27 protein-coding genes and 1 tRNA gene are annotated in these 26,488 nt (G+C 67.8%); 13 read left to right on the top strand and 15 right to left on the bottom strand.

Features of this window, described 5'->3' with window-relative positions:
- Positions 1–109: 109 nt before the first annotated feature.
- The 3 genes from imuA' to OB895_RS00180 are packed head-to-tail and all read left to right on the top strand — an operon-like array spanning position 110 to position 5,906.
- Positions 110–907, top strand: coding sequence for a DnaE2-dependent mutagenesis accessory factor ImuA' (imuA', locus tag OB895_RS00190; protein ID WP_042538487.1), 798 nt, complete (start codon positions 110–112; stop codon positions 905–907).
- Positions 904–2,445, top strand: a complete 1,542-nt coding sequence (locus tag OB895_RS00185) for a DNA polymerase Y family protein (RefSeq protein ID WP_079113101.1) — start codon at positions 904–906, stop codon at positions 2,443–2,445. Before imuA' ends, OB895_RS00185 begins: the two co-directional genes overlap by 4 nt.
- The gene (locus OB895_RS00180) at positions 2,445–5,906 is read left to right on the top strand and encodes an error-prone DNA polymerase (RefSeq protein WP_079113102.1); all 3,462 of its coding nucleotides are present in this window, start codon (positions 2,445–2,447) and stop codon (positions 5,904–5,906) included. The genes OB895_RS00185 and OB895_RS00180 overlap by 1 nt, the downstream gene beginning before the upstream one ends.
- Positions 5,907–5,911: 5 nt before the next feature.
- On the opposite strand, the gene OB895_RS00175 is transcribed toward OB895_RS00180, so the two are convergent.
- The gene (locus OB895_RS00175; RefSeq protein WP_079113103.1) at positions 5,912–6,301 is read right to left on the bottom strand and encodes a hypothetical protein; all 390 of its coding nucleotides are present in this window, start codon (positions 6,299–6,301) and stop codon (positions 5,912–5,914) included.
- Positions 6,302–6,589: 288 nt separating this feature from the next.
- Complete coding sequence (locus OB895_RS00170) at positions 6,590–7,192, bottom strand: TetR/AcrR family transcriptional regulator C-terminal domain-containing protein (RefSeq protein ID WP_194285936.1); 603 nt, start codon at positions 7,190–7,192, stop codon at positions 6,590–6,592.
- A gap of 180 nt (positions 7,193–7,372) precedes the next feature.
- Between OB895_RS00170 and OB895_RS00165 the strand changes: the two genes are divergently transcribed.
- From OB895_RS00165 to OB895_RS00150, 4 genes are all read left to right on the top strand, one after another.
- On the top strand, positions 7,373–8,608 hold the full coding sequence (locus OB895_RS00165; protein ID WP_079113105.1) for an MFS transporter: 1,236 nt from the start codon (positions 7,373–7,375) through the stop codon (positions 8,606–8,608).
- Positions 8,608–10,197 carry an amidohydrolase gene (locus OB895_RS00160; RefSeq protein ID WP_079113106.1) on the top strand — a complete coding sequence of 530 codons (1,590 nt, stop codon included), beginning with the start codon at positions 8,608–8,610 and terminating at the stop codon, positions 10,195–10,197. The genes OB895_RS00165 and OB895_RS00160 overlap by 1 nt, the downstream gene beginning before the upstream one ends.
- Before the next feature lie 188 nt (positions 10,198–10,385).
- On the top strand, positions 10,386–10,670 hold the full coding sequence (locus OB895_RS00155; RefSeq protein WP_228385531.1) for a hypothetical protein: 285 nt from the start codon (positions 10,386–10,388) through the stop codon (positions 10,668–10,670).
- Between the two features lie 56 nt (positions 10,671–10,726).
- Positions 10,727–11,002 carry a hypothetical protein gene (locus OB895_RS00150; protein WP_079113108.1) on the top strand — a complete coding sequence of 92 codons (276 nt, stop codon included), beginning with the start codon at positions 10,727–10,729 and terminating at the stop codon, positions 11,000–11,002.
- An 83-nt stretch (positions 11,003–11,085) separates the two neighbouring features.
- Here OB895_RS00150 and OB895_RS00145 read toward each other — a convergent pair whose 3' ends face one another.
- Together OB895_RS00145 and OB895_RS00140 are read right to left on the bottom strand one after the other, a co-directional pair.
- Positions 11,086–11,265: a hypothetical protein gene (locus tag OB895_RS00145; protein ID WP_042538505.1), complete on the bottom strand. Its 180-nt coding sequence runs from the start codon at positions 11,263–11,265 to the stop codon at positions 11,086–11,088.
- Between the two features lie 159 nt (positions 11,266–11,424).
- Positions 11,425–11,501 (bottom strand) — tRNA-Pro (locus OB895_RS00140).
- A 118-nt stretch (positions 11,502–11,619) separates the two neighbouring features.
- Between OB895_RS00140 and OB895_RS00135 the strand changes: the two genes are divergently transcribed.
- From OB895_RS00135 to OB895_RS00110, 6 genes are read left to right on the top strand one after another with little or no spacing between them, the layout of a single operon-like run.
- Complete coding sequence (locus OB895_RS00135) at positions 11,620–12,204, top strand: GNAT family N-acetyltransferase (protein WP_079113156.1); 585 nt, start codon at positions 11,620–11,622, stop codon at positions 12,202–12,204.
- Positions 12,201–12,398, top strand: a complete 198-nt coding sequence (locus tag OB895_RS00130; protein WP_079113157.1) for a helix-hairpin-helix domain-containing protein — start codon at positions 12,201–12,203, stop codon at positions 12,396–12,398. Before OB895_RS00135 ends, OB895_RS00130 begins: the two co-directional genes overlap by 4 nt.
- A 21-nt stretch (positions 12,399–12,419) precedes the next feature.
- Positions 12,420–12,875: a hypothetical protein gene (locus OB895_RS00125; protein ID WP_079113158.1), complete on the top strand. Its 456-nt coding sequence runs from the start codon at positions 12,420–12,422 to the stop codon at positions 12,873–12,875.
- A 40-nt stretch (positions 12,876–12,915) separates the two neighbouring features.
- Positions 12,916–13,584: a lysoplasmalogenase family protein gene (locus tag OB895_RS00120; RefSeq protein WP_079113159.1), complete on the top strand. Its 669-nt coding sequence runs from the start codon at positions 12,916–12,918 to the stop codon at positions 13,582–13,584.
- Entirely contained in the window at positions 13,584–13,970 is a 387-nt protein-coding gene (locus tag OB895_RS00115) for an Hsp15 family ribosome-associated heat shock protein (protein ID WP_079113160.1), read from the top strand. Before OB895_RS00120 ends, OB895_RS00115 begins: the two co-directional genes overlap by 1 nt.
- Positions 13,971–14,008: 38 nt before the next feature.
- Positions 14,009–15,466, top strand: a complete 1,458-nt coding sequence (locus OB895_RS00110; RefSeq protein ID WP_079113161.1) for an HNH endonuclease signature motif containing protein — start codon at positions 14,009–14,011, stop codon at positions 15,464–15,466.
- Positions 15,467–15,488: 22 nt separating this feature from the next.
- Here the strand turns inward: OB895_RS00110 and OB895_RS00105 are convergent, their stop codons facing one another.
- The 11 genes from OB895_RS00105 to pyrG form a co-directional block, all read right to left on the bottom strand.
- Positions 15,489–16,499 carry an NUDIX domain-containing protein gene (locus OB895_RS00105; RefSeq protein ID WP_079113162.1) on the bottom strand — a complete coding sequence of 337 codons (1,011 nt, stop codon included), beginning with the start codon at positions 16,497–16,499 and terminating at the stop codon, positions 15,489–15,491.
- 88 nt (positions 16,500–16,587) lie between these two features.
- Complete coding sequence (der, locus tag OB895_RS00100) at positions 16,588–18,108, bottom strand: ribosome biogenesis GTPase Der (protein WP_042541643.1); 1,521 nt, start codon at positions 18,106–18,108, stop codon at positions 16,588–16,590.
- Positions 18,101–18,775: a (d)CMP kinase gene (gene cmk, locus OB895_RS00095; RefSeq protein ID WP_079113163.1), complete on the bottom strand. Its 675-nt coding sequence runs from the start codon at positions 18,773–18,775 to the stop codon at positions 18,101–18,103. The genes der and cmk overlap by 8 nt, the downstream gene beginning before the upstream one ends.
- The gene (locus OB895_RS00090; protein WP_079113164.1) at positions 18,768–19,913 is read right to left on the bottom strand and encodes a prephenate dehydrogenase; all 1,146 of its coding nucleotides are present in this window, start codon (positions 19,911–19,913) and stop codon (positions 18,768–18,770) included. The genes cmk and OB895_RS00090 overlap by 8 nt, the downstream gene beginning before the upstream one ends.
- Entirely contained in the window at positions 19,910–20,698 is a 789-nt protein-coding gene (locus OB895_RS00085; protein ID WP_311878571.1) for a pseudouridine synthase, read from the bottom strand. The genes OB895_RS00090 and OB895_RS00085 overlap by 4 nt, the downstream gene beginning before the upstream one ends.
- Before the next feature lie 82 nt (positions 20,699–20,780).
- Positions 20,781–21,383, bottom strand: coding sequence for an SMC-Scp complex subunit ScpB (gene scpB, locus OB895_RS00080; RefSeq protein WP_056377104.1), 603 nt, complete (start codon positions 21,381–21,383; stop codon positions 20,781–20,783).
- Complete coding sequence (locus OB895_RS00075) at positions 21,373–22,134, bottom strand: segregation and condensation protein A (protein ID WP_376708830.1); 762 nt, start codon at positions 22,132–22,134, stop codon at positions 21,373–21,375. The genes scpB and OB895_RS00075 overlap by 11 nt, the downstream gene beginning before the upstream one ends.
- Before the next feature lie 151 nt (positions 22,135–22,285).
- Entirely contained in the window at positions 22,286–23,119 is an 834-nt protein-coding gene (locus OB895_RS00070; protein WP_042541658.1) for a ParA family protein, read from the bottom strand.
- 159 nt (positions 23,120–23,278) lie between these two features.
- Entirely contained in the window at positions 23,279–24,181 is a 903-nt protein-coding gene (gene xerD / locus OB895_RS00065; RefSeq protein ID WP_079113165.1) for a site-specific tyrosine recombinase XerD, read from the bottom strand.
- A gap of 2 nt (positions 24,182–24,183) precedes the next feature.
- A complete protein-coding gene (locus OB895_RS00060) occupies positions 24,184–24,762 on the bottom strand; it encodes an NUDIX domain-containing protein (RefSeq protein ID WP_079113166.1) in 579 nt (192 codons plus the stop codon).
- Positions 24,763–24,776: 14 nt separating this feature from the next.
- Positions 24,777–26,474: a CTP synthase gene (pyrG, locus tag OB895_RS00055; RefSeq protein WP_042541649.1), complete on the bottom strand. Its 1,698-nt coding sequence runs from the start codon at positions 26,472–26,474 to the stop codon at positions 24,777–24,779.
- Positions 26,475–26,488 lie beyond the last annotated feature (14 nt).

Genomic DNA, 26,488 nt, shown 5'->3' with positions numbered 1-26,488 from the left:
ATGCCTGCGAGGACGGCGTGTGGATAACCTCCCCTGCCGATGTCGGAGGTTCGAACTATCGTCATCTACTCCAGTTGCTTTATTAGTACATATCTTCGAGGATGGATTCATGGGGATCGGGCTCGATGCGGTGACCGCGCTCTCTCCGGCTGGCGACTCCCGCGCCGGAGAGGTTCTTCGGCTGCGCCGGGAGATCAGCCGCATGCAGCGCAGACGCAGCGAGCATCCGCTGCTCCCCCTCGAACCCGCCTTCTCCTCCCTGCTCCCCGAAGAAGGACTGCAGACGGGGACGACATACACCGTCTCCCCCTCGCCCAGTCTCGTCCTCGCGCTGCTCGCGGCGGCATCGCGCAAGGGGCACTGGTGTGCGGTGGTGGGCATGCCCACGCTGGGCGTGGAAGCCGCAGCGGCGTTCGGAATCGAGCTGCCTCGACTGATCCTCGTCCCCGAGCCCGGAGACCGCTGGCTCGCCGTGACCTCTGCGCTCGCCGAGGTGGTTCCGCTGATCGCCGTGCAGCCGGGAGGCAGAGCACGCGATGCCGATGTGTCACGACTGAGCGCACGTCTGCGAGACCGCGGGAGCACCCTGCTCATCACCGAGTCGACAGCGTCCGGCGCCTGGCCGCAGAGCGAGGGCTCCATCCGACTGCACGACCAGCACTGGCTCGGTGTCGGTGAGGGGTGGGGGCTGATCGAAGGTTCCACGGCGACGGTGTCAGCCCGGACGCGGCACAGTCCGCTGTCGTCGAGCGTGCGCGTACGCCTTCCCGGCGCCCACGGCGCGGTCGAAGAGCTGCCCGCCGAGCACACCGCCGTCGAGACCATGGCCGAGATGACGACGCTGCCCGGCCTGCGCGGTCACGAGGCCACTCCGCTCGAATACCCGCGTCTGGCGGTGGCCGGATGACCGCTGCTCCGCTGCGGGTCCTCGTCCTGTGGCTTCCCGATTGGCCGTTGCGCGCCGCCCTGGGCGGGCCACCGCCTCATCCGCCGACGGCGCTGGTGCATGCGAACACCGTCATCGCATGCACCGCTTCGGCGAGGGAGCACGGTGTGCGCGCCGGCCAGCGCCGCCGCGTCGCGCAGGGGCACATCTCGTCGCTGCGCGTGCTGCCGCACGACACCGACCGCGACGAGAGGGCCTTCCTTCCGGTGCTGCAGCTCATCGAGAAGCACGCCCCCGGCGCCGCGCTGCTGCGTCCAGGACTCGCGGCGGTGCGGGCACGGGGCATCTCCCGCTACCACGACGGCGAGGCCGAAGCAGGGCGGGCCCTCATCGATGTCCTCACCGAGGCGGGCTTCCCCGAGGTGCGCGTCGGCATCGCCGACGGCCCGTTCACGGCAGAGCTCGCCGCCAGAGGAAGCACCCCGTGCACCGTCGTTCCTGCAGGTCTCGCGAAGGATTTCCTCGCCCCGCTCCCCGTGGGTGTGCTGCGAGACGAACAGCTCACCGGTCTGCTCATCCGGCTCGGCGTGCGCACGCTCGGCGACTTCGCCGGCCTCGACGAGATCGAGGTGCGCGATCGCTTCGGCGAGCGCGGCGCCCGCCTGCACTCCCTCGCCGCCGGTGCCGATTCCCGCGCCGTGGTGGCACGACCGCCCGACCCCGAACTCGTGCGCTCCGTCGAGTTCGAACCGCCGCTCGCCGGAGCCGATCAGGTGGCCTTCGCGGTGCGGCAGACGGCCGATGCGGTCATGCTCGCTCTCGGAGAAGCCTCGGTGGTGTGCACAGAGATCCGCATCGACCTGATCGACGACGACGGCAAGGTGTTCTCCCGGCCCTGGCTGCATCCGACCTGCTTCGATGCCGCTGACCTCGTCGACCGGGTGCGCTGGCAGCTCGAGGCGCTGGGGGCCGAGTCAGCGAAAGAGCCGATCGATGAGGCTCGCGCGTTCGGCGGGATCGCCCTGGTGCGGATCGTCCCCGTTGCGGTCGATGATGCCGCCCATCACCAGCCCGGACTCTTCGGGTCCGGCACGGATGAGCGCCTGCACCACGCCATCTCCCGCGTGCAGACGATGCTCGGCCACGAGGGCGTCGTCACCGCCGCTCTCTCCGGCGGACGCTGGCTCGCCGATCGACAGGTGCTCACTCCGTGGGGCGAACGCCCCGTCGCCCCCAGAGACCCCGGGCACCCCTGGCCGGGAAGCCTTCCCGATCCTCTTCCCGCCGAGGTGTTCCGTCCCCCTCGCCCCATCGGAGTGCTCGCACCCGACGGGGAGACCGTCCTCGTCGACGACCGGGGTTCGCTCTCGGCGGCACCCGCTCGCATCGACGGCGACGATGTGCAGGCCTGGGCTGGCCCATGGCCGATCCATGAACGCCGGTGGGAGGCCTCCGGCGGCAAGAAGGGGCATCGCCTGCAGATCATCGATGACCATGATCGGGCCTGGCTCGTCTTCTGCACGGGAGATCGCTGGTGGGCCGAGGGGAGGTACCGCTGATGGGCTGGCACAACCCTCCCCTGTCCTGGAACGAACTGGAGCGCACTCTCAGCGGCGAGGAATCGCCCTATCCGACCGGAGGCATGCCACCCGGCAGTCGTCCAGACCCGGGCCCCGTCAGCACCAAGCGCAAGCGAAATCCCCCGACCTCCGTGCACCGACCTGAGGATGCGGTCCCCTATGCCGAGCTGCACGCGCATTCGTCGTACTCGTTCCTCGACGGCGCCTCCTCACCGGAAGACCTGCTCGCCGAGGCCGAGCGTCTGGGGCTCACCGCGCTGGCACTCACCGACCACGACGGTTTCTACGGAGCGGCCCGCTTCGCCGAGGTCGCAGAGCTGATGGATGTGAGCGTCCAGACGGTCTACGGTGCCGAGCTCTCGCTCGGTCTCGACGCCCCGCAGCGGGGTACCCCCGATCCAGTCGGCGACCATCTTCTGGTGCTCGCCGACGGCCTGGAGGGCTATCACCGTCTCTCCGGCGCCATGACGGCTGCTCACTTGCGCGGCGGAGAGAAGGGCCGCCCCGTGTACGACCTCGATGAGCTGGCGGCCACCGCCGACGGGCACTGGACGATCCTCACCGGATGCCGCAAGGGCGGCGTCCGCCGTGGGCTCGAAGCCGGAGACGCGCAGACGCCGCTGCGCCGTCTGGTCGATCTGTTCGGCCAGGATCACGTCGCCGTCGAGCTCTTCGACCACGGCGACCCGCAGGACACACGTCGCAACGACGCTCTCGCCGATCTCGCCCGGCGGATGCGGTTGCCTGTGGTGGCGACGAACAACGTGCACTACGCCGCCCCCGAACGCGCATCACTCGCCGAGGCGGTCGCCGCTGTGCGTGCTGTGCGCAGCATGGACGAGCTCGACGGCTGGCTTCCGACCCACGGAGGAGCACATCTGCGCAGCGGTGCGGAGATGTCCGCGCGCTTCCGGCGCCACCCCGGCGCGATCTCCTACGGGCTCGAGCTCGCCGCTGCGTCGGCCTTCTCCCTCCGCCGAGCACGACCGGCCCTGCCGAAGCAGGAAGTGCCAGACGGTCATACACCCATGAGCTGGCTGCGTCACCTGGTATGGGAGGCCGTGCCGACGAAATACCCACACCTCGATGACGACGGTCGCCGCAGGATCGGGCGCGAGCTCGACGTGATCGAGGAGAAGGACTTCCCCGGCTACTTCCTCATCGTGCACGGCATCGTCGCAGAGGCACGCCGTCGCGGCATCCTGTGTCAGGGACGTGGTTCTGCCGCGGCGAGCGCCGTCTGCTATCTCCTCGGCATCACAGCCGTCGACCCGATCCTCTACCGACTGCCCTTCGAGCGGTTCCTGGCGACGACCCGTCAGGAAGAACCGGACATCGATGTGGATTTCGACTCCGATCGCCGGGAGGAGATCATCCAGTGGGTGTACCGCGAGTACGGAAGAGAGCGTGCGGCACAGGTGGCGAACGTCATCCAGTACCGTCCGAAGAACGCCGTGCGCGACATGGCGAGGGCTTTGGGATTCTCCCCGGGGCAGCAGGACGCCTGGTCCAGGCAGGTCGACGGGTGGAGCGCCGGGCTCGAGGTCGCAGACGAGCACGACATTCCCGCGAATGTGCTCGACTACGCGGGTGAGCTCCTGAAGGCTCCCCGACACCTCGGCATCCACTCCGGTGGCATGGTGCTCACTGCACGCCCCGTCGGCGAGGTCGTCCCCGTCGAGCATGCTCGCATGGAGAACCGCACCGTGATCCAGTGGGACAAAGACGACGCCGCATGGATGGGGTTGGTGAAGTTCGACCTCCTCGGACTGGGGATGCTGGCAGCGCTCCAGCACTGCTTCGATCTCATCGACGACGCCACGGGTGAGCGGTGGACGCTCGAGACGCTTCCGAAAGAAGAGCCGGCCGTCTACGACATGCTCTGCCGCGCTGATTCGATCGGGGTGTTCCAGGTCGAATCCCGCGCACAGATCGGCCTGCTCCCCCGCCTGCAGCCGCGCGCCTTCTACGACCTCGCCATCCAGATCGCGCTCATCCGCCCCGGGCCCATCCAGGGCGGCGCCGTGCATCCGTTCGTCCGCCGCAAGATGGCCAAGGATGCGCTCGACGAAGAGAACCGCGCCAGAGCCGCTCGCGGAGAAGAGCCTGTGGTGCTCGACATCCCGTATCCGCATGATGACCTCAAGCCGATCCTCGAGCGGACGCTGGGTATCCCGATCTTCCAGGAGCAGCTGATCCAGATGGCGACGGCCATCGGCGACTGCACCGCCGACGAGGCCGATCTGCTCAGACGCGCGATGGGGTCCAAGCGCGGGCTCGAGAAGATCGAGAAGGTGCGCGACAAGCTCTACGCGGGAATGACCCGGCGCGGGCTCTCCGCCGAGCAGTCGGATCGCATCTACGCGCAGATCCAGGCGTTCTCGAACTTCGGATTCGCGGAGTCGCATTCGTTGTCCTTCGCACTCCTCGTCTATGCGAGCTCCTGGCTCAAGCTGCACTATCCTGCGGCGTTCCTCGCCGGACTGCTCCGGTCGCAGCCGATGGGCTTCTACTCCGCCTCGACGCTCACCGCAGACGCGCGTCGGCATGGCGTGGAGGTGCGTCGACCCGATCTGCACGCCTCAGGCGTCACCGAGACTCTCGAACCCCTCGAGGGCGCACCGCTGCGGATGCCGACGGGGCTGGACGCCTGCGGCGATCCTCTGCAGCCTCGAGTGCCACGCTTCGACCGGTCGAAGCCCGACGAGTCGGCGGCGCACCGCCGGGATGGCGCCTATGCGGTGCGCATGGGGCTCAGCGGTGTGCGCGGCATCGGCACACCGCTGGCAGAGAGGATCGTCGCCGAGCGCGAGGCCGCCGGTCCGTTCCGCGATCTGAACGATCTGGTGAGGCGCACCGATGCCACCGCCGCGCAGCTCGAGTCCCTGGCGACCGCCGGCGCGTTCGAGTGCCTCGGGCTGCAGCGCAGAGAGGCGATCTGGCTGTCGGGGGCAGCCGCTGAGGATCGTTCGCGATTCCTTCCCGGCACGACGATCGCCGTGCAGCCCCCGCTGTTCAGCGATCAGTCCAGCTATGAACGGCTCTCCGCAGATCTCTGGGCGACAGGTGTCTCGACCGACGACCATCCGATGGCGCACTTCCGCGGACTTCTGCGCGAGCGAGGCGTGCTCACCTCCGCCGACCTCCAGAGCCACGAGACGGGCAGACGCATCGAGGTCGCCGGCCTCGTGACCCACCGTCAGCGCCCGGCGACCGCAGCGGGTGTCACGTTCCTCAATCTCGAAGACGAGACCGGCCTCGTCAACGTCATCTGCTCGACCGGGGTGTGGGGTCGGTACCACCGGGTGGCGCGGGATTCTCCTGCTCTGATCATCCGCGGCATTCTCGAGCGCTCAGCAGAGGGGGTCGTGAACGTCCTCGCCGACGCATTCGAAGACCTCAGCACCGGAGTGACGCATCGATCGAGGGACTTCCGCTGAGCGGTTCACCAGAAGCGTTCGGGCTCCGGCTCAGGCACGCGGTCGCCACCGCCCCAGCGGTCCGCTTCGGCCTTCGCAGCGTCGACCGCCGCATCCGCGCCGTGCAGGGCGGCCGTAGCGCTCGTCGCTCCCGATCCGCTCCCCTCGGCATCGACGGTGAGAGTCGTCAGCGACGAGTGGCCGCCGATCGTCACCGTGCAGTCGATGACACGACCCAGCCACCGGAGGAGCTCGCCCCGGGGCTCTTCGACGCGGCGATATCGGATGCCGGTGTCGAGGTCTCTGACAGACAGGACCAGGGACTCACCGGTCAGCTCGTCGATGCGCTCCGTCACCTCGACTCGGTGCCCGTGGGCGATGGCGAGGTGCGCGTTCAGCACGAGCTTTCTGTCCATGAAACCACTCTATGAGTGGACGTTCTCACGGCAAGCCCCAGTCCTGGAAGAAACATTCGTAGATTTCTTTGTCCCCCAAATGGCGGACACGACGATTAAGCGATATTCTGCTGCAAGTAGCGGGGGCTACCGGCTGAACATCTGGGGATATATCAGTCGAGAGAGCAGCGAAAATCTTCGCCGCCTCCCCTACCGTCCGGGACGGACGGTGAGCCCTCTCGAGTGATCCAAATGGGGTTGGATGACTCGAGGGGGCAACCACTCCGAACTCACCTGTCGAGGCGAGACTCACCTGTCGAGGCGAGCCCGAAGCGAGTCGACCAACAGTCCGACACCGAGCTCGAACGTCCGATCCGCTCGCGCGGTACCGCGCTCCGCCCCCTCGAGCACGCGACCGAGTGTGCGCGTTCCCTCTCCCGGCTCCCACACCTCGTCCGGCGATGCCAGGTCGAGGCCGAAGCCGATCGCGAAGGCATCGATGATCGCGATCACCGTGAGCACCTCGTCTTCGGGAAAGCCCCCGTCGACGAGAACGGTCGCCAGGTCGTCATACGCGGTAATGACCGCCGGATGAGTGATGGTCTTTCCGATGAGGAGCGGCACGAGCTGCGGGTGATCGGCATACATCTGGCGTTGCTGTCGCAGAAGCTCGACGAGGAAGTCGTCCCACGCGCTCTCCCCCGGCCTGACCCGGTAGTCCTCGACCAGCCGGCCGCGCATCAGCTCGATGATGCCGTCCATGCCGTCCACGTGGTTGTAGAGCGAAGACGGCCTGACACCGAGCCTGCGGGCGATCGCGTTCACCCCGAACGGCTCTCCGGCTCTCGACAGTTCGAGGCCTGCCGCCCCGATGATCTCGGGCGAAAGCAATGGGCTCGAGGGTCGGGGCATCGCACGCTCACTCTCTGTCGGCGGGCCCGTCGAGAAATCTCTTCCCTCCGGCATCCCTCCTGTGCATAATAGTGAACACCATTCGTTGACGAACACCATTCGTTTTGGAATCCGCGCCCCACCCGACGCGCATCGGCAGGACTTTCGCGCACATCGCCGTGCCCTCTCAGTGGGAGAACCATGACCGCCATCGACCTCAGCACCCGGGTTCCGCTCCGGCTGCCGACCGCCACAGCCACCTTCGCGATCGGAATCGCGGGCTATCTGGGCGTCAACCTGTCGCCCTACATGATCACCGCGGCACAGACGGGCCTCGACATCGACGTGCTCGCCGCGAGCTGGCTCGTCACCGCGACCCTGCTGCTCACCGCGGTCACGGGACTCGCGATCGCCCCGCTCTGCGCCGGCGGTCACAGGCGCATGGTGGCCCGCACCGGACTCGCCATCGCGGCCCTCGGTTTCGGCACCGCAGCGCTGGTGCCTGCGCTCATCCTTCCCGCTCTGCTGGTCGGCGGGGCGGGAGCCGGCGGTGCCGTCGCCGCATCCGGAGCTGCACTCGCCGCCTTCCGGAATCCCGACAGGGTCGCGGGCTTCAACGGTCTCGCGAACCGTGGCGTCATCACGATCGTGCTGGCGGTGATCCCTCTCATCGGGCTCGCGCCGATCGATGTCTTCGGCGCTCTCGCGCTGTTCAGCATCCTGGGGCTGCTCGTCTCGGCGTGGTTGCCTGCGGCCCCCGTGATCGATCCTCAGGCCGGGGCCGCTGTCGCCGAGGCGATGCCGATCGACGTGCCGCCCACAGGCGCGCTGCGCCTCTCTCCCGCACGCTCGCGAACCGTCACGATCGCCGGATTCAGCCTTCTCGTCGTGTTCGCGCTGTGGGCGGTGAGCGAGGACTCGCTCTGGGCCATGGCCGGCATCATGGGCGCGGAGCAGACGGGTCTGACACCCGAGGGGCTGGGCCTCGCGCTCAGCGGCGCGACGGCGGGCGGTCTCATCGGGTCTGTGCTGCTGATGATCGTCGGATCCCGGCTGGGCCGAGCAGTGCCCCTCGCGGTGCTGCTGCTGGCCGGAGGAGTGCTGAAGATCGTCGAGGGGTTCACCACTGATCCGACCGCGTTCATCGTGGTGTTCATCGCCTGGAACACCGTCTACGCGATCGCCTTCATGTACTTCGTGTCGACCTCGGCGGCTCTCGATGCCGACGGCCGCTGGTCTGGACCCCTGCTCGCGGTCTACCTCGTCGGATCGGCACTGACCCCCGTGATCGGCGCTGCGCTCGTCGGCATGCTCGGGTTCCAAGGTTTCGCCGTCGCGCTGGGCATCGCGAGCTTCGTGCTCGCCGTGCCCGCAAGCGCCATCGCCCTGCTCTCGACACGCCTCGAGGGCGCAGCCACCACCGAGGAGACACTCTGATGCCCGCCACGCTCTATCGCAATGCGCGTTTCTTCACCGCCGACGACGCCGCCTGGGCCGAAGCCGTCGTCGTAGACGGCGCGGACTTCGCCTTCGTCGGAGCCGAGGCCGACGCACCGCCGACCGATGATGTGGTCGATCTCGGCGGACGGGTCGTTCTTCCCGGATTCACCGACGCGCACACCCATCTGCTGATGATGGGCGAGGCGCTGGGCCAGATCGGGCTCACCGATGCAGGGTCTCTCGACGAGATCCAGCGCAGAGTGCAAGAGGCGCGTGAGACCTCCACCGGTGCGGTGCGTGGGCGCGGATGGCTCTTCGACGCGATCCCGGGCGGATCGCCGACGGCAGCGATGATCGACGCCGTCGTCGCCGACATCCCCGTCTATCTCGATGCCAACGACTACCACTCCTGCTGGGTCAACTCGGCGGCGCTCGAGGAGTTCGGGATCACCCGCGAGACGCCTGACCCGATCGGCGGCCGTATCGAGCGGGATGCCGACGGCGAACCGACCGGGATGCTCTACGAGACGGCCGCGCAGCAGCACGCGTGGGCGCACCGGGATGCCACGACCACCGACGAGCAGCGGGATGCAGCGGTGCAGCGCGTCGTGGAGGCGTATCTCGCGGCGGGTGTCACCGGCGCCGTCGACATGGCGTTCGACGGGCTCGCCCTTGCGGCGCTCGAACGGGCGGAGGGGCGCGACGCGCTGCCGTTGCGGATAGCCGCGCACTGGTTCGTCGCGAACACCGGCGATGACGCCCTGAACCTGGCTCAGGTCACCGAGGCGGCCGAGCGTGCCGAGACCGCCTCGAGCGCTGTCCGGGTGATCGGCATCAAGCTCGTACTCGACGGCACGATCGACGCGTGCACCGCCGCGATGCGCGCACCGTATGCGGATGGCTCCAACGCGGCGCCGATCTGGCCGACCGAACGCCTGTTCCCCGTCGTCGCGGCTGCGGATGCCGCGGGACTCCAGGTCGCACTGCATGCGATCGGCGATGAGGCGAGCACGCTCGCGCTGGACGCGATCGAGCACGCGATCACGGTCAACGGCGATCGTCCGCGTCGGCATCGCATCGAGCATCTCGAGTACGCAGCTCCCGGCACGGCCGAGCGGATGGCGCGCCTGGGTGTGACGGCGTCCATGCAGCCGGTGCACGCTGACCCGGCGATATTCGCGAACTGGGCGGCTCAGCTCGGCGACGAGCGAGCCGAGCGGGCCTTCGCGTGGCCGGAGTACGAGGATGCCGGTGCGCTGCTCGCCTTCTCGACGGACGCTCCCACCGCGCCGCACGCGGCACTCGCGAACATGTACGTGGCCACGACACGGGCATCGGCGCTGAACCCCGATGTGCCCGCGGTGCATCCGCAGTTCGCCCTTCCCCTCGCACGCGCGATCGCCCATGCGACTCGTGACGCCGCGGCGTCGATCGGCGACGGTGCGTGGCGTGGCCGCATCGCGGTGGGCCAGGCGGCGGACTTCGCCGTGCTCGACGTCGATCCGTTCTCGGAGGGCAGCGGGTCGCTGCTCACGGCCCGTGTTCTGCGCACGGTGATCGGTGGACGCACCGCATATGAGGCCTGAGGCGCCCCAGCACGGCGTCCGCTCACTGTCCCCTTGAGCGATATACCGGTGCGTTCGTATAATTCTGGTGAACTCTGGCGGGCAGAGGGCGCCCGTCGATCAGGCGGTGATGTCGTCGCCCGTTCGCGGAGCGCTCCCCCTGTCAGCCGATGGCGAATACGACTGATTGGAGTGTTGAGATGTCCGCGATGCCCGATCCGAGGTTCGAGCTCCGCAGGGTGACTGAGACCGAGTGGCTGATCGTCGACCACAAGTACGAGCCGCATGACGCACGCCAGACCGTCGCCTGCATCTACCAGGTGGATGCCGTCGAGGTCGACGTGCTCTGGTTGCGCAACCTTCCCCTGGCGAGCTCGTACATGTCGGCCGACGAGGTGCTCAGCGATCTGCAGCGGTTCCACAACCCACCGAGCCGGTCCACAGCGCCGATCACGATCCCGCACCTTCCTCCGCTTGCGGCGACGCCCAATTGACACCCCTTGCGGAGCGGTACCCCGGCCAGGCGACCGCTGCGCCATAGGCTGGCCTCATGCTCATCGCTCTGATCCGTCCCGTCGAGTCCAGCACTGCTGACGTCATCGGAACGACACTCGCCGAGGTGCTCGTCGAGCTAGAACAGCACCGCAAGCCGGGTTTCGAGCTCGCCTCGGCGCCGGTGCGGATGCTGAAGGGCGTGGCCAAGATGGAAGCGACCGGCACGTTCACCCGCGTCGACGGCGTGCAGGAGATCGAGGCTGACGACATGGCATCGCTCGAGGCGAAGGTGCCAGAAGGATGGCGGATGCTGACCGTGCGCAACGCCTAGGTCGAGAGACCAGCGGACAGCGAAGAAGACCCCCACCGGCTCAGCGCCGGGTGGGGGTCTTCGCTCTTCAGGGCGTGGCCGATTCAGCCGCCCGACGGGTTCTCGAGAGGCGCGCCGTCTTCGTCGGTGGTCTCGTCTTCGAGGATCTCGTCCGTGCTCTTGGACGTGCTCTGGGACGTCGAGTCATCGGGCGCACCACCCGAGGCGGTGTCAGGCTCTTCGTGGGCGTCGGTGGTTCCGTGCGTGTTCTGCAGATCGCTCATTGCATCTCCTCTGTCGATGAACCGACGGTATGCCGTTCATCCGATGCTGGAGAGGGGGTTGACGCGTCGACATCGCACGGTAGTGCGTTCCTGGCTGCTGGGCCGGGCATGACAAAAGCCCCGGAGTTCCGCGTAGTTCTGCGGTTCTCCGGGGCTCTGTGGTCGGGCTGACAGGATTTGAACCTGCGACCCCTTGACCCCCAGTCAAGTGCGCTACCAAGCTGCGCCACAGCCCGTTGTTCTGCACTCTCGCGCAGGCAACTCCCCCATCTTAGCCCCACTCTCGCGCCGTTCGCGAACCGGGTGAGCGCCGGGCGTTGCGTGGTGTCGGAGGCGCGGCGTAGCGTCACCTGCATGGCGACGATCACGACAGAGGTGGCGACGAACGCCCGGTGGGATGACGTTCAGCACGCGCTCACCGGGGGTGGTGATGGTGCCAGCTGCCAGTGCATCTGGCCGATGCTGAGCAACAAGGAGTGGAATGAGACGACCACGCCGCAGCGCGTCGAGATGCTGCGCGATGAGATCGAGGCGGGCCCTCCGCCCGGCCTGATCGCCTACGTCGATGGCGACGCAGCCGGGTGGATTCGGATCGGGCCACGCACCAAGCAGCAGCGGGTCCCGCGCACGCGCATGATCGCGGCAGCATCGGCTGAGCCTTTCGACGACGAATCGGTGTGGGCGGTCACGTGCTTCGTGGTCCGTCGCGAACACCGAGGCTCCGGCCTCAACCTCGAACTGCTGCGCGCCGCGGTTGACTTCGCGCGAAGCTCGGGAGCTCGACTCATCGAGGGGTACCCCGTCGACACCCGCGGCGAGAAGAAGCGCGCGAATGACCTGTTCCACGGCATGCTCACCACATTCCTGGCTGCAGGCTTCGAAGAGAAGGCCGAGCTGAAGCCGGGACGCACCCTCGTGGCACTGGAGCTCTCCGAGTGACGGAAGAGACAGAGCTGCCCTCATCCATGGGCAACGTCGCACGCAGAGAGCTGGCTCTGCAGGGACTCACCCGTCTCGAGCAGTTCGACGGAATGTCCGAGAGCGCACTGCTCGCGATTCACGGAGTGGGCCCGAAGGCCCTCCGCATCCTGCGCGAGCATCTCGAATCCCGCGGCTCGACTCTCAGACCGTGAGCGACCGCTACCGTGGGTGACATGAGCGACGAGAACCCGACCATCGAAGACCCCGAGCTGGGCACCCTCACGCGCGCGACGACGAAGCTGACTGATGGAACCGTGCTGACCCACGACTGGTACGCCGGCGGCACGGTCATCAACGGTGAACCCCTCGACCTCATGATCGAAGGAACCGACGCCGATGAGGCGGCCGCTCTGCTCCCCCACGTGCATGAGACGATCGCAGCCCTCGGCGTTCTTCGACGTCTGGCTACGGATGCCGTCGTGGCCGCCTTCAGCAACGTCACCCCCGAGCAGCACGAGCTCGACGACGCGGCATCCGACCTCAGCCTCGAGACGCTCGAGGCTTCAGCCGACGGCACCGTCGTGCTCCACCTCATCGATACCTGCGGCCAGCACTTCCCCGAGGGATACTGGCCCGCTGTCCACCTCGGGACCGACGGTCAGATCACCCAGGTCACCGTCGAGTCCTGAGCGCGTCTGGCGCCGTTCGATCCCGCCCTACGATGGGGAGATGCAGCGCCGCCGTCAGCTTGATCCGCTCCAGTGGGCATTCCTGCCTTACATCGCGGTCTCGGTGACCCACGTGGTGCTGCTGGGTCTCGACAGCCCTGCGGCCGGGCCGACCAAGCTGCTTCTGATGCCCCTGCTCGCCGTGCCGGTGCTGGTGTCGCTGCCCCGGATCCGGGAGCGCGCCGCGCAGGCATTGATTCTCGTGGCGCTCGCGTTCTCATGGCTCGGTGACAGCGCGGGCGCGGTCTTTCCTGCAGCGCCGGAGGTACCGCTGATGCTGATGTTCTTCGGCATCGCGCATCTCGCATACATCGCTCTTTTCATCCGTCACCTCGCTGTGCGTCGGATGCAGTGGTGGGCGCTCGTCTACGCCGGATGGTGGGTGGCGATGATGACTCTCGTGGGGCCCCATGCCGGTGGGCTGCTGATCGCGGTCGCGATCTACGGCGTCGTTCTCGGTGCTACAGCGGCCCTGTCGACACGATGCCATCCGCTGGTTGCGATCGGTGGCGCTTTCTTCCTCGCGAGCGACACCCTCCTGGCCCTCCGACTTTTCCTTCCCGGCTCGCTCCCTGCCTGGAGCAGCCCTGCCATCATGGCCACGTACGCGACAGGACAGGGCCTGATCGTCGTCGGCGCCCTGATCGCACTGAGAAAGCGAGGCGCCTGATGGCCGATGCCGCACGGGTCGACAGCTGGCTCTGGGCGATCCGCGTGTACAAGACGCGCTCAGCGGCGACCACCGCATGCCGCGCAGGGCATGTGCGTGTGAACGGCGACAAGGTGAAGGCCGCTCAACACGTGCGCATCGGCGACGAACTGCGTGTGCGGATCGCCGGTTTCGATCGGATTCTGATTGTCCGCCAGCTGCTCGTCAAGCGCGTGGGCGCGCCGGTCGCGGCCCTCGCCTACGAGGATCGCACACCGGAGCGCGAGCCTCAGGCCGCTCTGGGATTGCGCGATCGGGGAGCGGGGCGCCCCACCAAGCGGGAGCGACGCGACATCGACAAGCTGCGGGGCCGAGGATATGAGGATGATGGAATATTCCCTGGCTGACACTGTGTTGAGTCGAACATACCTTCTAAACTGAGAGCATGACTCAGCGCACCGATCTCGACCTCGATCTCGAGGAGCGCCGCAGGCTCCTCGACGAGTGGGTCGCCACACGGCGCCAGATCGCTGCTCTCGAAGCCAAGTCTTACGCGCTCCTCGTCGAGCGCATCAGCGTGCACGACGCCGATGTCTCCGAGAGCCCTCACCACCGCGATGCGATCTACAGATCGATGATTGCGGAGTACTCCGCGGCAGGGCACATTCCGAAGGGCTCTGTCGAGTACGCCTTCACGGATGCGCGCACACTGACACGAGCGCTTCCCGCCGTGCATGCCACGTTCGCTGCGGGGGCCATCACCGCGCGGCACGTCCGTGAGATCGTGCGAGCAAGCGAGATCGTCGACGATGCCATCCGCGACGGACGCGTGGAGCCCGCCACCATGAGCCTCTACGAGACGGCCGTGCTGGTTGTCGCCGAGCACGACACGGCGCAGCGGACGAAGATCCATGCCCGCCAGGTGGCGGCGGCTCTCGTCGGCGAGACCGTTGTCGAACGGCAGCGCCGCTTCGCGGCCGAGCGCTGTGTGACGGTCAAGTCGGTCGACGACGGACTGGCGGTGCTCACAGCGGTTCTTCCCGAGTGGGTCGCCGTGGCGATCTCCGATCGTCTCACGCGAATGGCACGTCACATCGCGCGCACTCGCGGCGAACGGGAGCCCATCCTCGAGTCACTCGACGACGACTGCGAGAACGCGCTCCACCTCTCCGATCTCTCCCCCGAAGACCCCCGGTACGACGCCTACTTCGAGGCCGGAGTGATCGCTGCCGACGGCACCTTCGTCACCGATCCGCTCACCGGCCTGATCGACCCGCTGACCGATCCGGCGAGTCCCGACCTCGAGCACCTTTCCGGCGATACCCGCACGTTCGATCAGATCCGCGCCGATCTGCTGTCCGATCTGCTGCTCTCCTCGGATCCGAGCGAAGCGAACGGCGCAGGGCTCGAGAACGTCTCGGCCCGCATTCAGGTCACGGTCGCTGCGAGCACCCTCGCCGGAGATGACGATCGACCCGCCGAACTCGACGGACACGGCCCACTCGATCCCGATGTCGCGCGCGGACTCGCGGGGCGCTGCACCGGATGGTCACGCCTGTTCCTCAGCAGCACCGGCCTGGTGACAGAGACCGACGCATACTCCCCCACGGAGCAGATGCGGCGCTTCCTCCGAGCACGAGATCAGCACTGCAGATTCCCTGGATGCCGGATGCCGGTGCACCGCTGCGAGATCGACCACAACCACGACCACGCTCGCGGTGGCCGAACACGCATCGACAACCTCAGTCACTTCTGCACGACGCATCATTCGCTCAAACACCCCGACATCGATGAGCGGCATCGGTGGAAGGCCCGCCAGACTCCCGATGGGAGTATCACCTGGACCAGTCCGCTCGGCCGAGATTACGTCGACCCACCTCGTCGTCGGGTGATGTTCGTCTGAACGCAGCGACGCGCTGTATCCATCAGGCCTGTTGCGGCAGCACGCCCAACAGCCAGCCGGCCGAGAGCACCTGCGCGGCGCCCGCCGCGACGACGCGGTTCTGCAGCTCGCGGTCGCTCGTGACGGCGACGACATACTGTCCCGCCCGCGATCGACGCTCGACCTCCGCGACGATCGTGTCGTCACCCGCGGCCTCAGCACGCACAACCGAGACGCCCCCGGCTGGGAGCAGCTCGGGGGCCATCGCATCTGCACCAGCACCAGCACCAGCACCAGCACCAGCACCAGCACCAGCACCAGCACCAGCACCAGCAGACGATGACGGCGACGGCGCGGAGATCCCGCGCGCCTTCCCTTCGACGACGAGTGCGACCTCCGGGAACCAGAGCGTCCCGTCTATCCCGAGATCAGACGCCGGCACGGCGACCCCGTCCAGGCGCGAAGCGAGACGAGTCGCCGCGCCCGCGCGATCCTTCCACCAGCCGTCGGGCACTGAGCCGACCACGTTCGCGGCATCGACGACGAGCGCCGGGCGAACCTCGAGCAGGGCGCGAAGAGCAGGCCATGCGTTGCCGAAACCGGGGTGCAACGGTCGCGAGTCGACCTCGTCGACCGGCACCCACTCGAGCGCCACGCTCTCGGGGTCATTGATCACCGGTTCGAACGGGCGCACCACATCGGCGATGACGGTCGTGTATGACCACACGTCGAGGTCGAGCACACTGGTGAACCGTGGCCGCACGGAACCATCGGGCACCCCCGCCTCCTCCTGTGCCTCACGCACAGCACCCTCGATCGCGCTCTCACCCTCGTGCATCGCGCCACCGGGCAGGCCCCACGTACCCCCGAAGTGGCTCCATGAGACGCGGTGCTGCAGCAGGATTCCGCGCGCGGGGTCGAAGGCGAGCAGACCGGCGGCGCCGAAACGTCCCCAGTACTTCTCCCCCGACGCGGCGACCACCCAGGCGTCACCCGGGTTCCGGGGCCCATCGGGGCGGCGGGGCTCACCTGGGGCAGGAGGTACGACAGTCACCCCTTCAGCCTGTCACAGCATCCGGGCGTCGGCATGCATCCGGGTCACACGAGGGAACAGCTGTTCACTCGTGCGACCCGGCTGCGGATCAGCGCTGACGCTTCTCGCGCACCCGCATGTTGATGACGATGGGCGTTCCGTCGAACTCGTACAGCTCGCGCAGGCGACGCTGGATGAATCGACGGTACCCGGGGTCGAGGAACCCGGTCGTGAACAGCACGAACGTCGGCGGACGAGTCGATGCCTGCGTGCCGAACAGGATGCGCGGCTGCTTGCCTCCGCGCAGCGGGTGCGGGTGCTCGGCGACCAGCTCGGCGAGGAACGCGTTGAACTTGCCCGTGGGAATGCGACGGTCCCAGTTCGTGAGCGCGGTCTCGAGCGCGGGCACCAGCTTGTCGAGGTGACGGCCGGTCTTCGCCGAGATGTTCACGCGCGGAGCCCAGGCGACGTGCGCCAGGTCCTGCTCGATCTCGCGCTCGAGGTAGCGGCGACGATCGGCATTCTCGAGATCGTCGTCGTTCAGACGATCCCACTTGTTGAACGCGAGCACGAGCGCACGACCGGACTCGAGCACCAGGTCGATGATGCGGACGTCCTGCTCGCTGATCGACTCGGACACGTCGAGGACGACGACACCGACCTCGGCCTTCTCGAGCGCGGCTGACGTACGCAGCGAGGCGTAGAAGTCGGCACCCTGCGCCATGTGCACGCGGCGACGGATGCCGGCGGTGTCGACCAGACGCCACAGCTTGCCGCCGAGCTCGACGATCTCATCGACCGGATCGCGGGTGGTTCCTGCGAGGTCGTTGACGACCACGCGCTCTTCGCCGGCGGCCTTGTTGAGCAGCGACGACTTGCCGACGTTCGGGCGACCGAGGATCGCGACGCGACGCGGTCCGCCGATCTCCGCCTTCGCGACGGCCGAGACATCGGGGAGCGTCTTCAACAGCTCATCGAGCAGGTCGGCCACACCACGACCGTGGATGGCCGAGACGGGGTGCGGCTCGCCGAGACCGAGGTTCCACAGGGCTGCCGCTTCGGGCTCCTGACGGGCGTCATCGATCTTGTTCGCGACGAGGAAGACGGGCTTGCCGCTCTTGCGCAGCATCTTCACGACATGCTCGTCGGTCGACGTGGCGCCGACCATCGCATCGACGACGAACAGCACGACGTCGGCGAGGTCGATCGCGACCTCTGCCTGCGCGGCGACCGAGCGGTCGATGCCTCGCGCGTCGGGCTCCCAGCCTCCGGTGTCGACGAGCGAGAAGCGACGGTCGGCCCACTCGGCCTTGTACGTCACGCGGTCGCGGGTCACACCGGGTGTGTCCTCGACGACGGCCTCACGGCGTCCGAGGATGCGGTTCACGAGCGCCGACTTGCCGACGTTCGGGCGACCGACGATCGCGACGACCGGCAGTGCGGGGAAGAACTGGATGCCGTCCTCGCCCATCGTGATGCCGGCGAGCAGCGCGGCATCTTCATCGTCGAGGTCGTAGTCGGCGAGGCCCGCGCGCAGTGTCTCGGCACGCGCTTCGGCGAGCTGCTCGTCGAGCTGCGCCATCTTCTCGGCGAGCTGGTCGGGGCCGCCTTCGTATTCGTCGTCAGCCATGGTGTACTCCTCGGGTTCGTTCGATCACCGCGAGGACGGCGTCGATGGTCTGTGTGAAATCGAGCTCCGTCGAATCGACGACCTCGACGCCTTCGGCGGCGTTCAGGAAGTCGACGACGGCGCTGTCTGAAGCGTCGCGCTTGTGCAGTGCGGCCGCGACGGTCTCGGCGTTCTCGCCGGCGAGTTCGCCGGCGCGTCGTGCGGCGCGCACCTCGGGCGCAGCCGTGAGAAGGATGCGCACCGGGGCGTCCGGTGCCACCACGGTGGTGATGTCGCGCCCCTCGACGACGACAGCCGGGTAGGGCGCCTCGGCCACGAGGGTGCGGAACAGACGGTTCACCTGGTCGCGCACCTCGGGAACGCGGGCGACGCCGCTGACGGCGCCCGAGACGGTGGGTTCGCGGATCGCGTCCGTGACGTCCACGTCGCCGACCCGCACCGTGCGATCGTCGGGGTCGAGACCGAGGCGCACAGGGAAATCCGCGACCGCGTCGAGCACCGCGGCAGCATCCGCCGTGTCGGCCCCTCGATCGAGCACGTGCCAGGCGAGAGCGCGATAGGCCGACCCCGTGTCGAGGTAGCCGAAGCCCAGAGCGCGGGCGACCGCCTTCGACACACTGGACTTGCCGGAACCGGCGGGCCCATCGATCGCGATGAAGTCAGTCATTGGTGGTACCTGCAATCCGCCAGCCGCGTTCCTGGAGTCCGGTGATCGCGCCGTGCAGCGCTGCGGGCTCGACACTGATCTCGGCGAGGCCGAACTGTGCACCCGGTGAGTGTTCGAGACGAAGATCCTCGACGTTGACGCCGAGCTCTCCGAGCTCGCCGAACAGACGGCCGAGCTGGCCGGCGGTGTCGTCGATCATCACGACGAGCGACTCGAACCGCTGGTTCTGTCCGTGCTTTCCGGGGAGCCGCTCGACGCCGTCGTTCCCCTGTCGGATCGTCTCGGCGACCACGCGCCGAGCGCCGGGAGCTTCGGGCTCGCGCAGCGCGTCGGACACCTGACGCAGATCGGATGCCAGGGCGTCGAGGATCTCGACCACGGGCGCGGCGTTCGCGCCGAGGATCTGCACCCAGAGCTCAGGGGCCGATGCGGCGATGCGCGTCGTGTCGCGCACGCCCTGGCCGGAGAGGCGCAGCGCGCCCTCATCCGCCTCGGCGAGCCGTCCGGCAAGAAGGCTGGCGATCACCTGCGGAACATGTGAGGTGAGGGCAACGGAGCGGTCGTGCTCCTCCGGAGTCATCTCGAGGGGCATCGCTCCGACATCGAGAGCCAGCGCCTCGACGAGCGCGAGATCCGCTGCCTTGGTGTCGGCATCACGGCACACGACCCACGGGCGTCCGATGAACAGGTCTGCGCGAGCGGAGATCGCCCCGCCCCGCTCTCGTCCGGCGAGCGGGTGCGAGCCGATGTAGCGCGTCAGGTCGACTCCGCGCCTCTGCAGGCTGTGGAAGGGCTCGAGCTTGACGCTCGCCACGTCAGTGACGACGGCGTGCGGAAAACGAGCCAGTTCGGACTCGATGACATCTGCAGTGACGTCCGGCGGCACGGCGACCACGATCAGCACCGGCGAGTCGTCGTCGGCAGCCGAGCGACCGGCTCCGTAGTCGATCGCGAGGCGCAGCTGAGCCGGCGACGTGTCGGCGAGCACCACATCGACGCCCTTGGCGCGGAGCGCATGACCGATGCTCGCACCGAGCAGACCGGCGCCGACAACACGAACGGTGCCCGAGAGCCTGGCGGCGATTCGCGGCGCGACAGAACTCCGAGCCCCCGTGGGCGCACTCGTCGTATCGGTCACTCGTTCTCCTGTTGCTCGCCTGGCGCCTCGGCGACACCGGAATCACGGCGCGACAGAGTCAAGAGTGCGCCGAGTTCGATTTTAGTCAGTTCGCGGGTCTTCCCAACCGGGAGGGTTCCCAGGTGCAGCGGACCGAACTGACGGCGCACGAGTTCGGTCACGGGGTGGCCGACGGCAGCCAGCATCCTTCTGACGATCCTGTTGCGACCGGAGTGCAGTGTCAGCTCGACGAGACTGGACCCGCGCGAGGTGTCGAGCAGCCGCGCCTTGTCTGCCGCGATCGGGCGGTCGTCCAGATCGATGCCCTTGGTGAGCTTCGAGATCGTCTGGGCTGTCACCTCGCCCTCGACCTTCGCGATGTACACCTTGGTGACACCGAAAGACGGGTGAGCGAGCACGTGCGCGAGGTCGCCGTCGTTCGTCAGGACGAGCAGACCGCTGGTCTCGGCATCGAGTCGCCCGACGTTGTAGAGGCGCTCCTCGTAGTCGTCGGTGAAGACGCGCAGATCGGGCCGGCCGTTCTCGTCGCGAAGGCTGCTGACCACTCCGGTCGGCTTGTTCAGCATCACGTACCGCTTCGTCACGTCGAGCTGAACCGCGGTGCCGTCCACGTCGATGAGGTCGGTCTCCGGGTCCACGCGGCGACCGAGCTCGGTGACGGTCTCTCCGTTCACCCGGATCCGTCCCTCGACGATGTACTGCTCGATCACGCGTCGTGAGGCCACGCCCGCCGCCGACAGCACCTTCTGCAGGCGGATGCCCTCTGGTGTCTCGAAGCCGCTCATCGGATGGTCCCTTCGTCGAAACTGAATCTGTGCATCGTGTCCGCGCGACCCGACGACTTCGGACGAGCGGGTTCCACCGAGGTCATCGGATGGTCCCTTCGTCGAAACCGTCTGCGCCGTCGTCGAGAAGAGGAGAGATCGGCGGCAGATCGTCGAGCGAGTTGATGCCCAAGTGCTGCAGGAGCGCGTCGGTGGTGCCGTAGTTGATCGCGCCGGTCTCGGAGTCCGCAAACAGCTCGGTGATGAGACCTCGAGCGAGAAGAGTGCGCACGACCGAGTCGACGTTCACCGCGCGGATAGACGCCACCTGGCTGCGTGTGACCGGCTGCTTGTATGCGATCACGGCGAGCGTCTCGAGCGCCGCCTGAGAGAGTCGCGCAGGTGCCTGTCCGCCGACGAACTCCGCGACGACATCGTCGTGATCCTCGCGCACGTAGAGGCGCCATCCGCCTCCGACCTCGCGCAGTTCGAAACCACGACGCGGGCCATGCCCCTTGCCGTCGTAATCGTCGACCAGAGTCTCGATCGTCTGCCGTACTGCCGCCACCGGCGAGCCGACTGCCGCGGCGAGGGCGACGAGACCGATCGGCTCGTCGATGATCAGCAGGATCGCCTCGATGCGCTCGGACAGCGGAGACTCCCGCACGGTTGCATCGGTCGCGGATTCGGTCACGTCATCGGTCATAGTCGGCTCCCAGCGATGCGAGTGTCTCGTCCGACCAGGAGTCGGCTGCCCAGCGCAGCGTCAGCTCGCCGAGCGGTTCCAGTTGTTCGAATGAGAGGGCGGCGTGCCGGTAGAGCTCCAGCACGGAGATGAACCGCGCGACGACGATCCCCGGCTCGCTCACACCCGCGACGAGCTCGCGGAAGCTCACCGACTCCGCGGCGCGGAGCAGGGTGACGACGATCGCGGCCTGTTCGCGGATGCTGACGAGCGGCGCGTGCAGATGATCGAGGCCGACATGTGGGATCTCTCTCGGCGCGAAGGCCAGAAGTGCGAGGGCGGCGAAATCGTCGACGCTGAGCGACCAGACGAGCTCTGGCGTCTTCCGCCGGTGCTTCTCGTCGAGCCTGGCCGCGCGCACATGACGCCGGTCCTCGCGCTGCAGGCACCGGGCGAACCAGGCGGACACCTCCTTGAAGGCGCGATACTGCAGGAGGCGCGCGAAGAGAAGGTCTCGGGCCTCGAGCAGTGCGACGGCCTCGGCATCCACCAGCTCACCCTGCGGCAGGAGCCCTGCCACCTTCATGTCGAGCAGCGTCGCCGCGACCACCAGGAACTCCGACGCCTGGTCGAGTTCCTCGTCGTCGTCGAGCTCCTTGAGGTACGCGATGAACTCGTTCGTGACTGCGCTCAGGGAGACCTCGGTGATGTCCATCTCGTGCTTCGAGATGAGGTTCAGCAGCAGATCGAACGGGCCGTCGAAGTTCGACAGTGAGACGCGGAATCCGGCCTCCGAGACGGAGGCTTCTCCCGTGACCTCGGGATCGCGCTCCGCGGCGGCGTCGACAGGCCCGATGGACTCTGCGGGTGAGACGGACTGAGCTGGCGAGACGGACTCTGCCGGGGTGTCTGACGGCTCGAGCTCAGGCGACAGCGCCACGGGTGACCAGCTCCCGCGCCAGCCGCAGGTAGGCCTGCGCGGCAGCGTGCTCCGGAGCGAACTCGGTGATCGGCACGCCGGAGACCGAGGCGTCGGGGAACTTGACCGTGCGACCGATCACGGTCTCCAGGACGTCGTCGCCGAATGCCTCGACCACACGCTCGAGAACCTCGCGCGAGTGCAGCGTGCGCGGGTCGTACATGGTGGCGAGAAGGCCGTCCATCGTGATCGACGGGTTCAGCCGGTCCCGCACCTTGTCGATGGTCTCGATCAGGAGGGCCACGCCGCGAAGCGCGAAGAACTCGCACTCGAGCGGGATGATGACGCCATGAGCCGCAGTCAGTGCGTTCACCGTGAGCAGGCCGAGCGAGGGCTGGCAGTCGATCAGGATGACGTCGTACTCCCCCGCCACCTGACGGAGAACACGGGCGAGGATCGTCTCGCGGGCGACCTCGTTCACGAGGTGCACCTCGGCGGCGGACAGGTCGATGTTCGCGGGCATCACGTCGAGACCGTCGACCCCTGAGGGGACGATCGCCTCATGCGCGTCGCGCTTGGTGTCGAGCAGCAGGTCGTACACGGTCGGCACGTCATGTGTCTGGATGCCGAGACCGGCCGACAGCGCGCCCTGGGGGTCGAAGTCGACGGCCAGCACCTTGCGCCCGTATTCAGCGAGGGCCGCAGCGAGGTTGATCGCGGTCGTCGTCTTGCCGACGCCGCCCTTCTGGTTGCACAGCGCGATGATGCGTGCGGGCCCGTGCGAGGCGAGCGGTTCAGGGGTCGCGAAGCCGTGATAGGGACGCCCGGTGGGTCCCATGGGGGTGTCGTCGTTCTTCGACGTTTTCGCCCTGGACTTCGCCGCGTTCTCAGCCACCGATTCTCCTGCTCTTTCGTGCTCGGTCGAGTCTACCGATCGCCTGGCGGGATCACTGCCTCAGCCCCGGCGATCCCGCGATTTCGCCGCGGTGCCGCGATCTCAGCGGGCGCGCGGATGAGAAGTGGCGTAGATGTCCCGCAGGGTGTCGACCGATACGTGCGTGTAGATCTGCGTCGTCGCGACCGAGGCGTGTCCGAGCAGCTCCTGCACGACGCGCACGTCGGCACCGCCCTGCAGCAGGTGCGTCGCGAACGAGTGCCTCAGCGTGTGCGGCGACACCTCCACGGTGATGTGCGCGTGCTCCGCGGCCGCGCGGATGACGAGCCATGCGCTCTGCCGTGACAGCGGGGCACCGCGAGCACCGAGGAAGAGCCGGGCCGATGCCCGCCCCTTCGCCGCGAGACCTGGGCGGACGCGGGTGAGATACGCATCCACCGCGTCGCGGGCGAATGAGCCGATCGGCACGATGCGCTCCTTCGACCCCTTGCCCCGAAGGCGCAGCACGTCGCCGTGAGCGAGGTCGTCGACGTCGAGTCCGACCGCCTCGGACACCCGGGCGCCGGTCGCATAGAGCAGTTCGAGCAAAGCCCTGTCGCGGATCCCTATCGGCTCTTCGGCACTGGGCGCGCCGAGCAGGCGCTCGACCTGGTCGATCGTCAGCGCCTTGGGGAGGCGACGAGGGGCCTTGGGTGGACGAAGACGCCCGCTCGGATCATCCTGTTCGATGCCTTCGCGCGCCAGGAAGCGGTGCCACCCGCGCACCGACGACTGCAGTCGCGCGAGACTGGTCGCAGCGGGGGCGGGATCGGCACCCGATCGATCGGCGACGAACCGCCCGACGACGGCCGCGCTGATCTGCGCCGTGTCGGTGACCCCGTCGGCTTCCAGCCACTCGAGGTAGCCACCGAGATCGCGGCGATAGGCGGCGATCGTATGCCCGCTGAGACCGCGCTCGATCGTGACGTGACGCAGATACGTGTCCAGCGCACGGTCGAGCTGCATCCTCAGCTCCGGTCGCGCAGCCTCTGGGCGGCGGCGAGCACGCCGATGCCGAGGATGCCGTTGCGCATCCGCCCGTCGAGAACCGCCCCGACCGCCGCGTCGAGCGGAACCCACTCGACGCGGATGTCGGCCTCTTCGTCCTCGCGCGCATGCGCGTCCTGCGCCGCCGAGACGCCGCTCGCGAGGAAGACGTGGATGAGCTCGTCGTTTCCGCCAGGGGTCGTCCACGACGACACGAGCGGCTCCCAGTGCGCAGCGACCAGGTCGGCCTCTTCGGCGAGCTCGCGTCGAGCGGCCTCGAGCGGCTCCTCGCCTGCGACATCGAGCAGACCGGCGGGAAGCTCCCAGTCACGGTGACGGATCGGATGCCGGTACTGCTGGATCAGCAGCACCCGCCCCGCGTCATCCAGGGCGACGATCGCGACGGCGCCCGTGTGCGCGACATACTGACGGCGGATCTCGCCGTCGCCGTAGCGCACCCGGTCGTCGCGGACGTTCCAGACGGCGCCCTCGTACGCGAGATCGCTGCGGAGCACTTCCGGTTCGAAGGGCTCGTCGCGCAGGTCATCGAATTCAGGCATCGGCTTCGACGAACTCAGGCATCGGCTTCGACGTCGAACAGCTCACTCGAGCGGTGACGCTCGATCGCTGCTCCGACCAGTCCGCGGAACAGCGGGTGCGGGGCGGTCGGACGCGAGCGGAGTTCGGGGTGCGCCTGCGTCGCGATGTAGTACGGGTGCACATCGCGCGGCAGCTCGACGTACTCGACCAGATCGAGCTCGGGGTTCAGGCCCGAGAACACGAGACCGGCCTCGGAGAGCCGCGCACGGTAGGCGTTGTTGACCTCGTAGCGGTGACGGTGGCGCTCCGACGCCTCGGGCGCGCCGTACAGCTCGCGCGCCAGGGATCCCTCGGCGAGTGCTGCCTGGTACAGCCCCAGACGCATGGTGCCGCCGAGGTCGCCACCGTCGAGGATCTCGACCTGCTCGGCCATCGTGGCGATGACGGGCTCGGTGGTCTGCGGGTCGAACTCGCTCGATGATGCCTCGGTGATGCCGGCGACATCGCGGGCGTACTCGATGACCATGCACTGCAGGCCGAGGCAGAGGCCGAGGGTCGGGATGCCCTGCTCGCGCGCGAACTTCAGCGCGCCCAGCTTGCCCTCGATGCCGCGGATGCCGAAGCCACCGGGAACGCAGATGCCGTCGAGCTCGCCGAGCTGCTCCTTCGCACCCTCAGGGGTCTCACAGCGGTCCGACGGGATCCAGCGGATGTTGACCTTGGTCTCCTGTGCGAAGCCGCCGGCCTTGAGCGCCTCCGTCACGGAGAGGTAGGCGTCGGGCAGGTCGATGTACTTGCCGACCAGACCGATGGTCACCTCGTGCTTGGGGTTGTGCACGGCGTGCAGCACCTTGCTCCAGCGCGTCCAGTCGACCTCTTCTGCGGCCTTCTGGTCGAGACCGAGGCGGCGCACGATGTACGAGTCGAGGCCCTGGTCGTTGAGCGTCGACGGGATATCGTAGATGCTCGGCAGGTCGACCGTGTTGATGACACCCTCGGCGTCGACGTCGCACATGAGAGCGATCTTGTTGCGGTTGCTCTCGCTGACCGGACGATCGCTGCGCAGCACGAGCGCGTCGGGCTGGATGCCGACCTGGCGGAGGGCGGCGACGGAGTGCTGCGTCGGCTTGGTCTTCTGCTCGCCGGATGCCCCCATGAACGGGACGAGCGACACGTGCACGAAGAAGACGCTGTCGCGGCCGAGCTCGTGACGCAGCTGGCGTGCCGACTCGAGGAACGGCTGCGATTCGATGTCGCCGACCGTGCCGCCGACCTCGGTGATGATCACGTCAGGACGCGGGTCCTCGGTCGCCTGCAGACGCATGCGGCGCTTGATCTCGTCGGTGATGTGCGGGATGACCTGCACGGTGTCGCCGAGGTACTCGCCGCGGCGCTCGCGGGCGATCACCTGCGAGTAGATCTGGCCGGTCGTGACGTTGGCGGCCTCAGACAGGTTGATGTCGAGGAAGCGCTCGTAGTGCCCGATGTCGAGGTCTGTCTCGGCGCCGTCGTCCGTGACGAAGACCTCGCCGTGCTGGAACGGGTTCATGGTGCCCGGATCGACGTTCAGATACGGGTCGAGCTTCTGCATCACGACGCGGAGTCCGCGGGCCGTGAGGAGGTTGCCGAGGCTTGCGGCAGTGAGCCCTTTACCCAAAGACGAAACGACACCACCCGTCACAAAGATGTGCTTGGTCGTGTCGTTCTTGGGCCCCGCAGAAGAAGAGTTCATCACGGGCTTCGATC

This window comes from Microbacterium forte, assembly GCF_031885415.1.
In the GTDB taxonomy this organism is placed as follows: domain Bacteria; phylum Actinomycetota; class Actinomycetes; order Actinomycetales; family Microbacteriaceae; genus Microbacterium; species Microbacterium forte.
The sequence above is the reverse complement of the archived record's forward strand: the minus strand, read 5'-3'. Positions and strand labels throughout refer to the sequence as shown.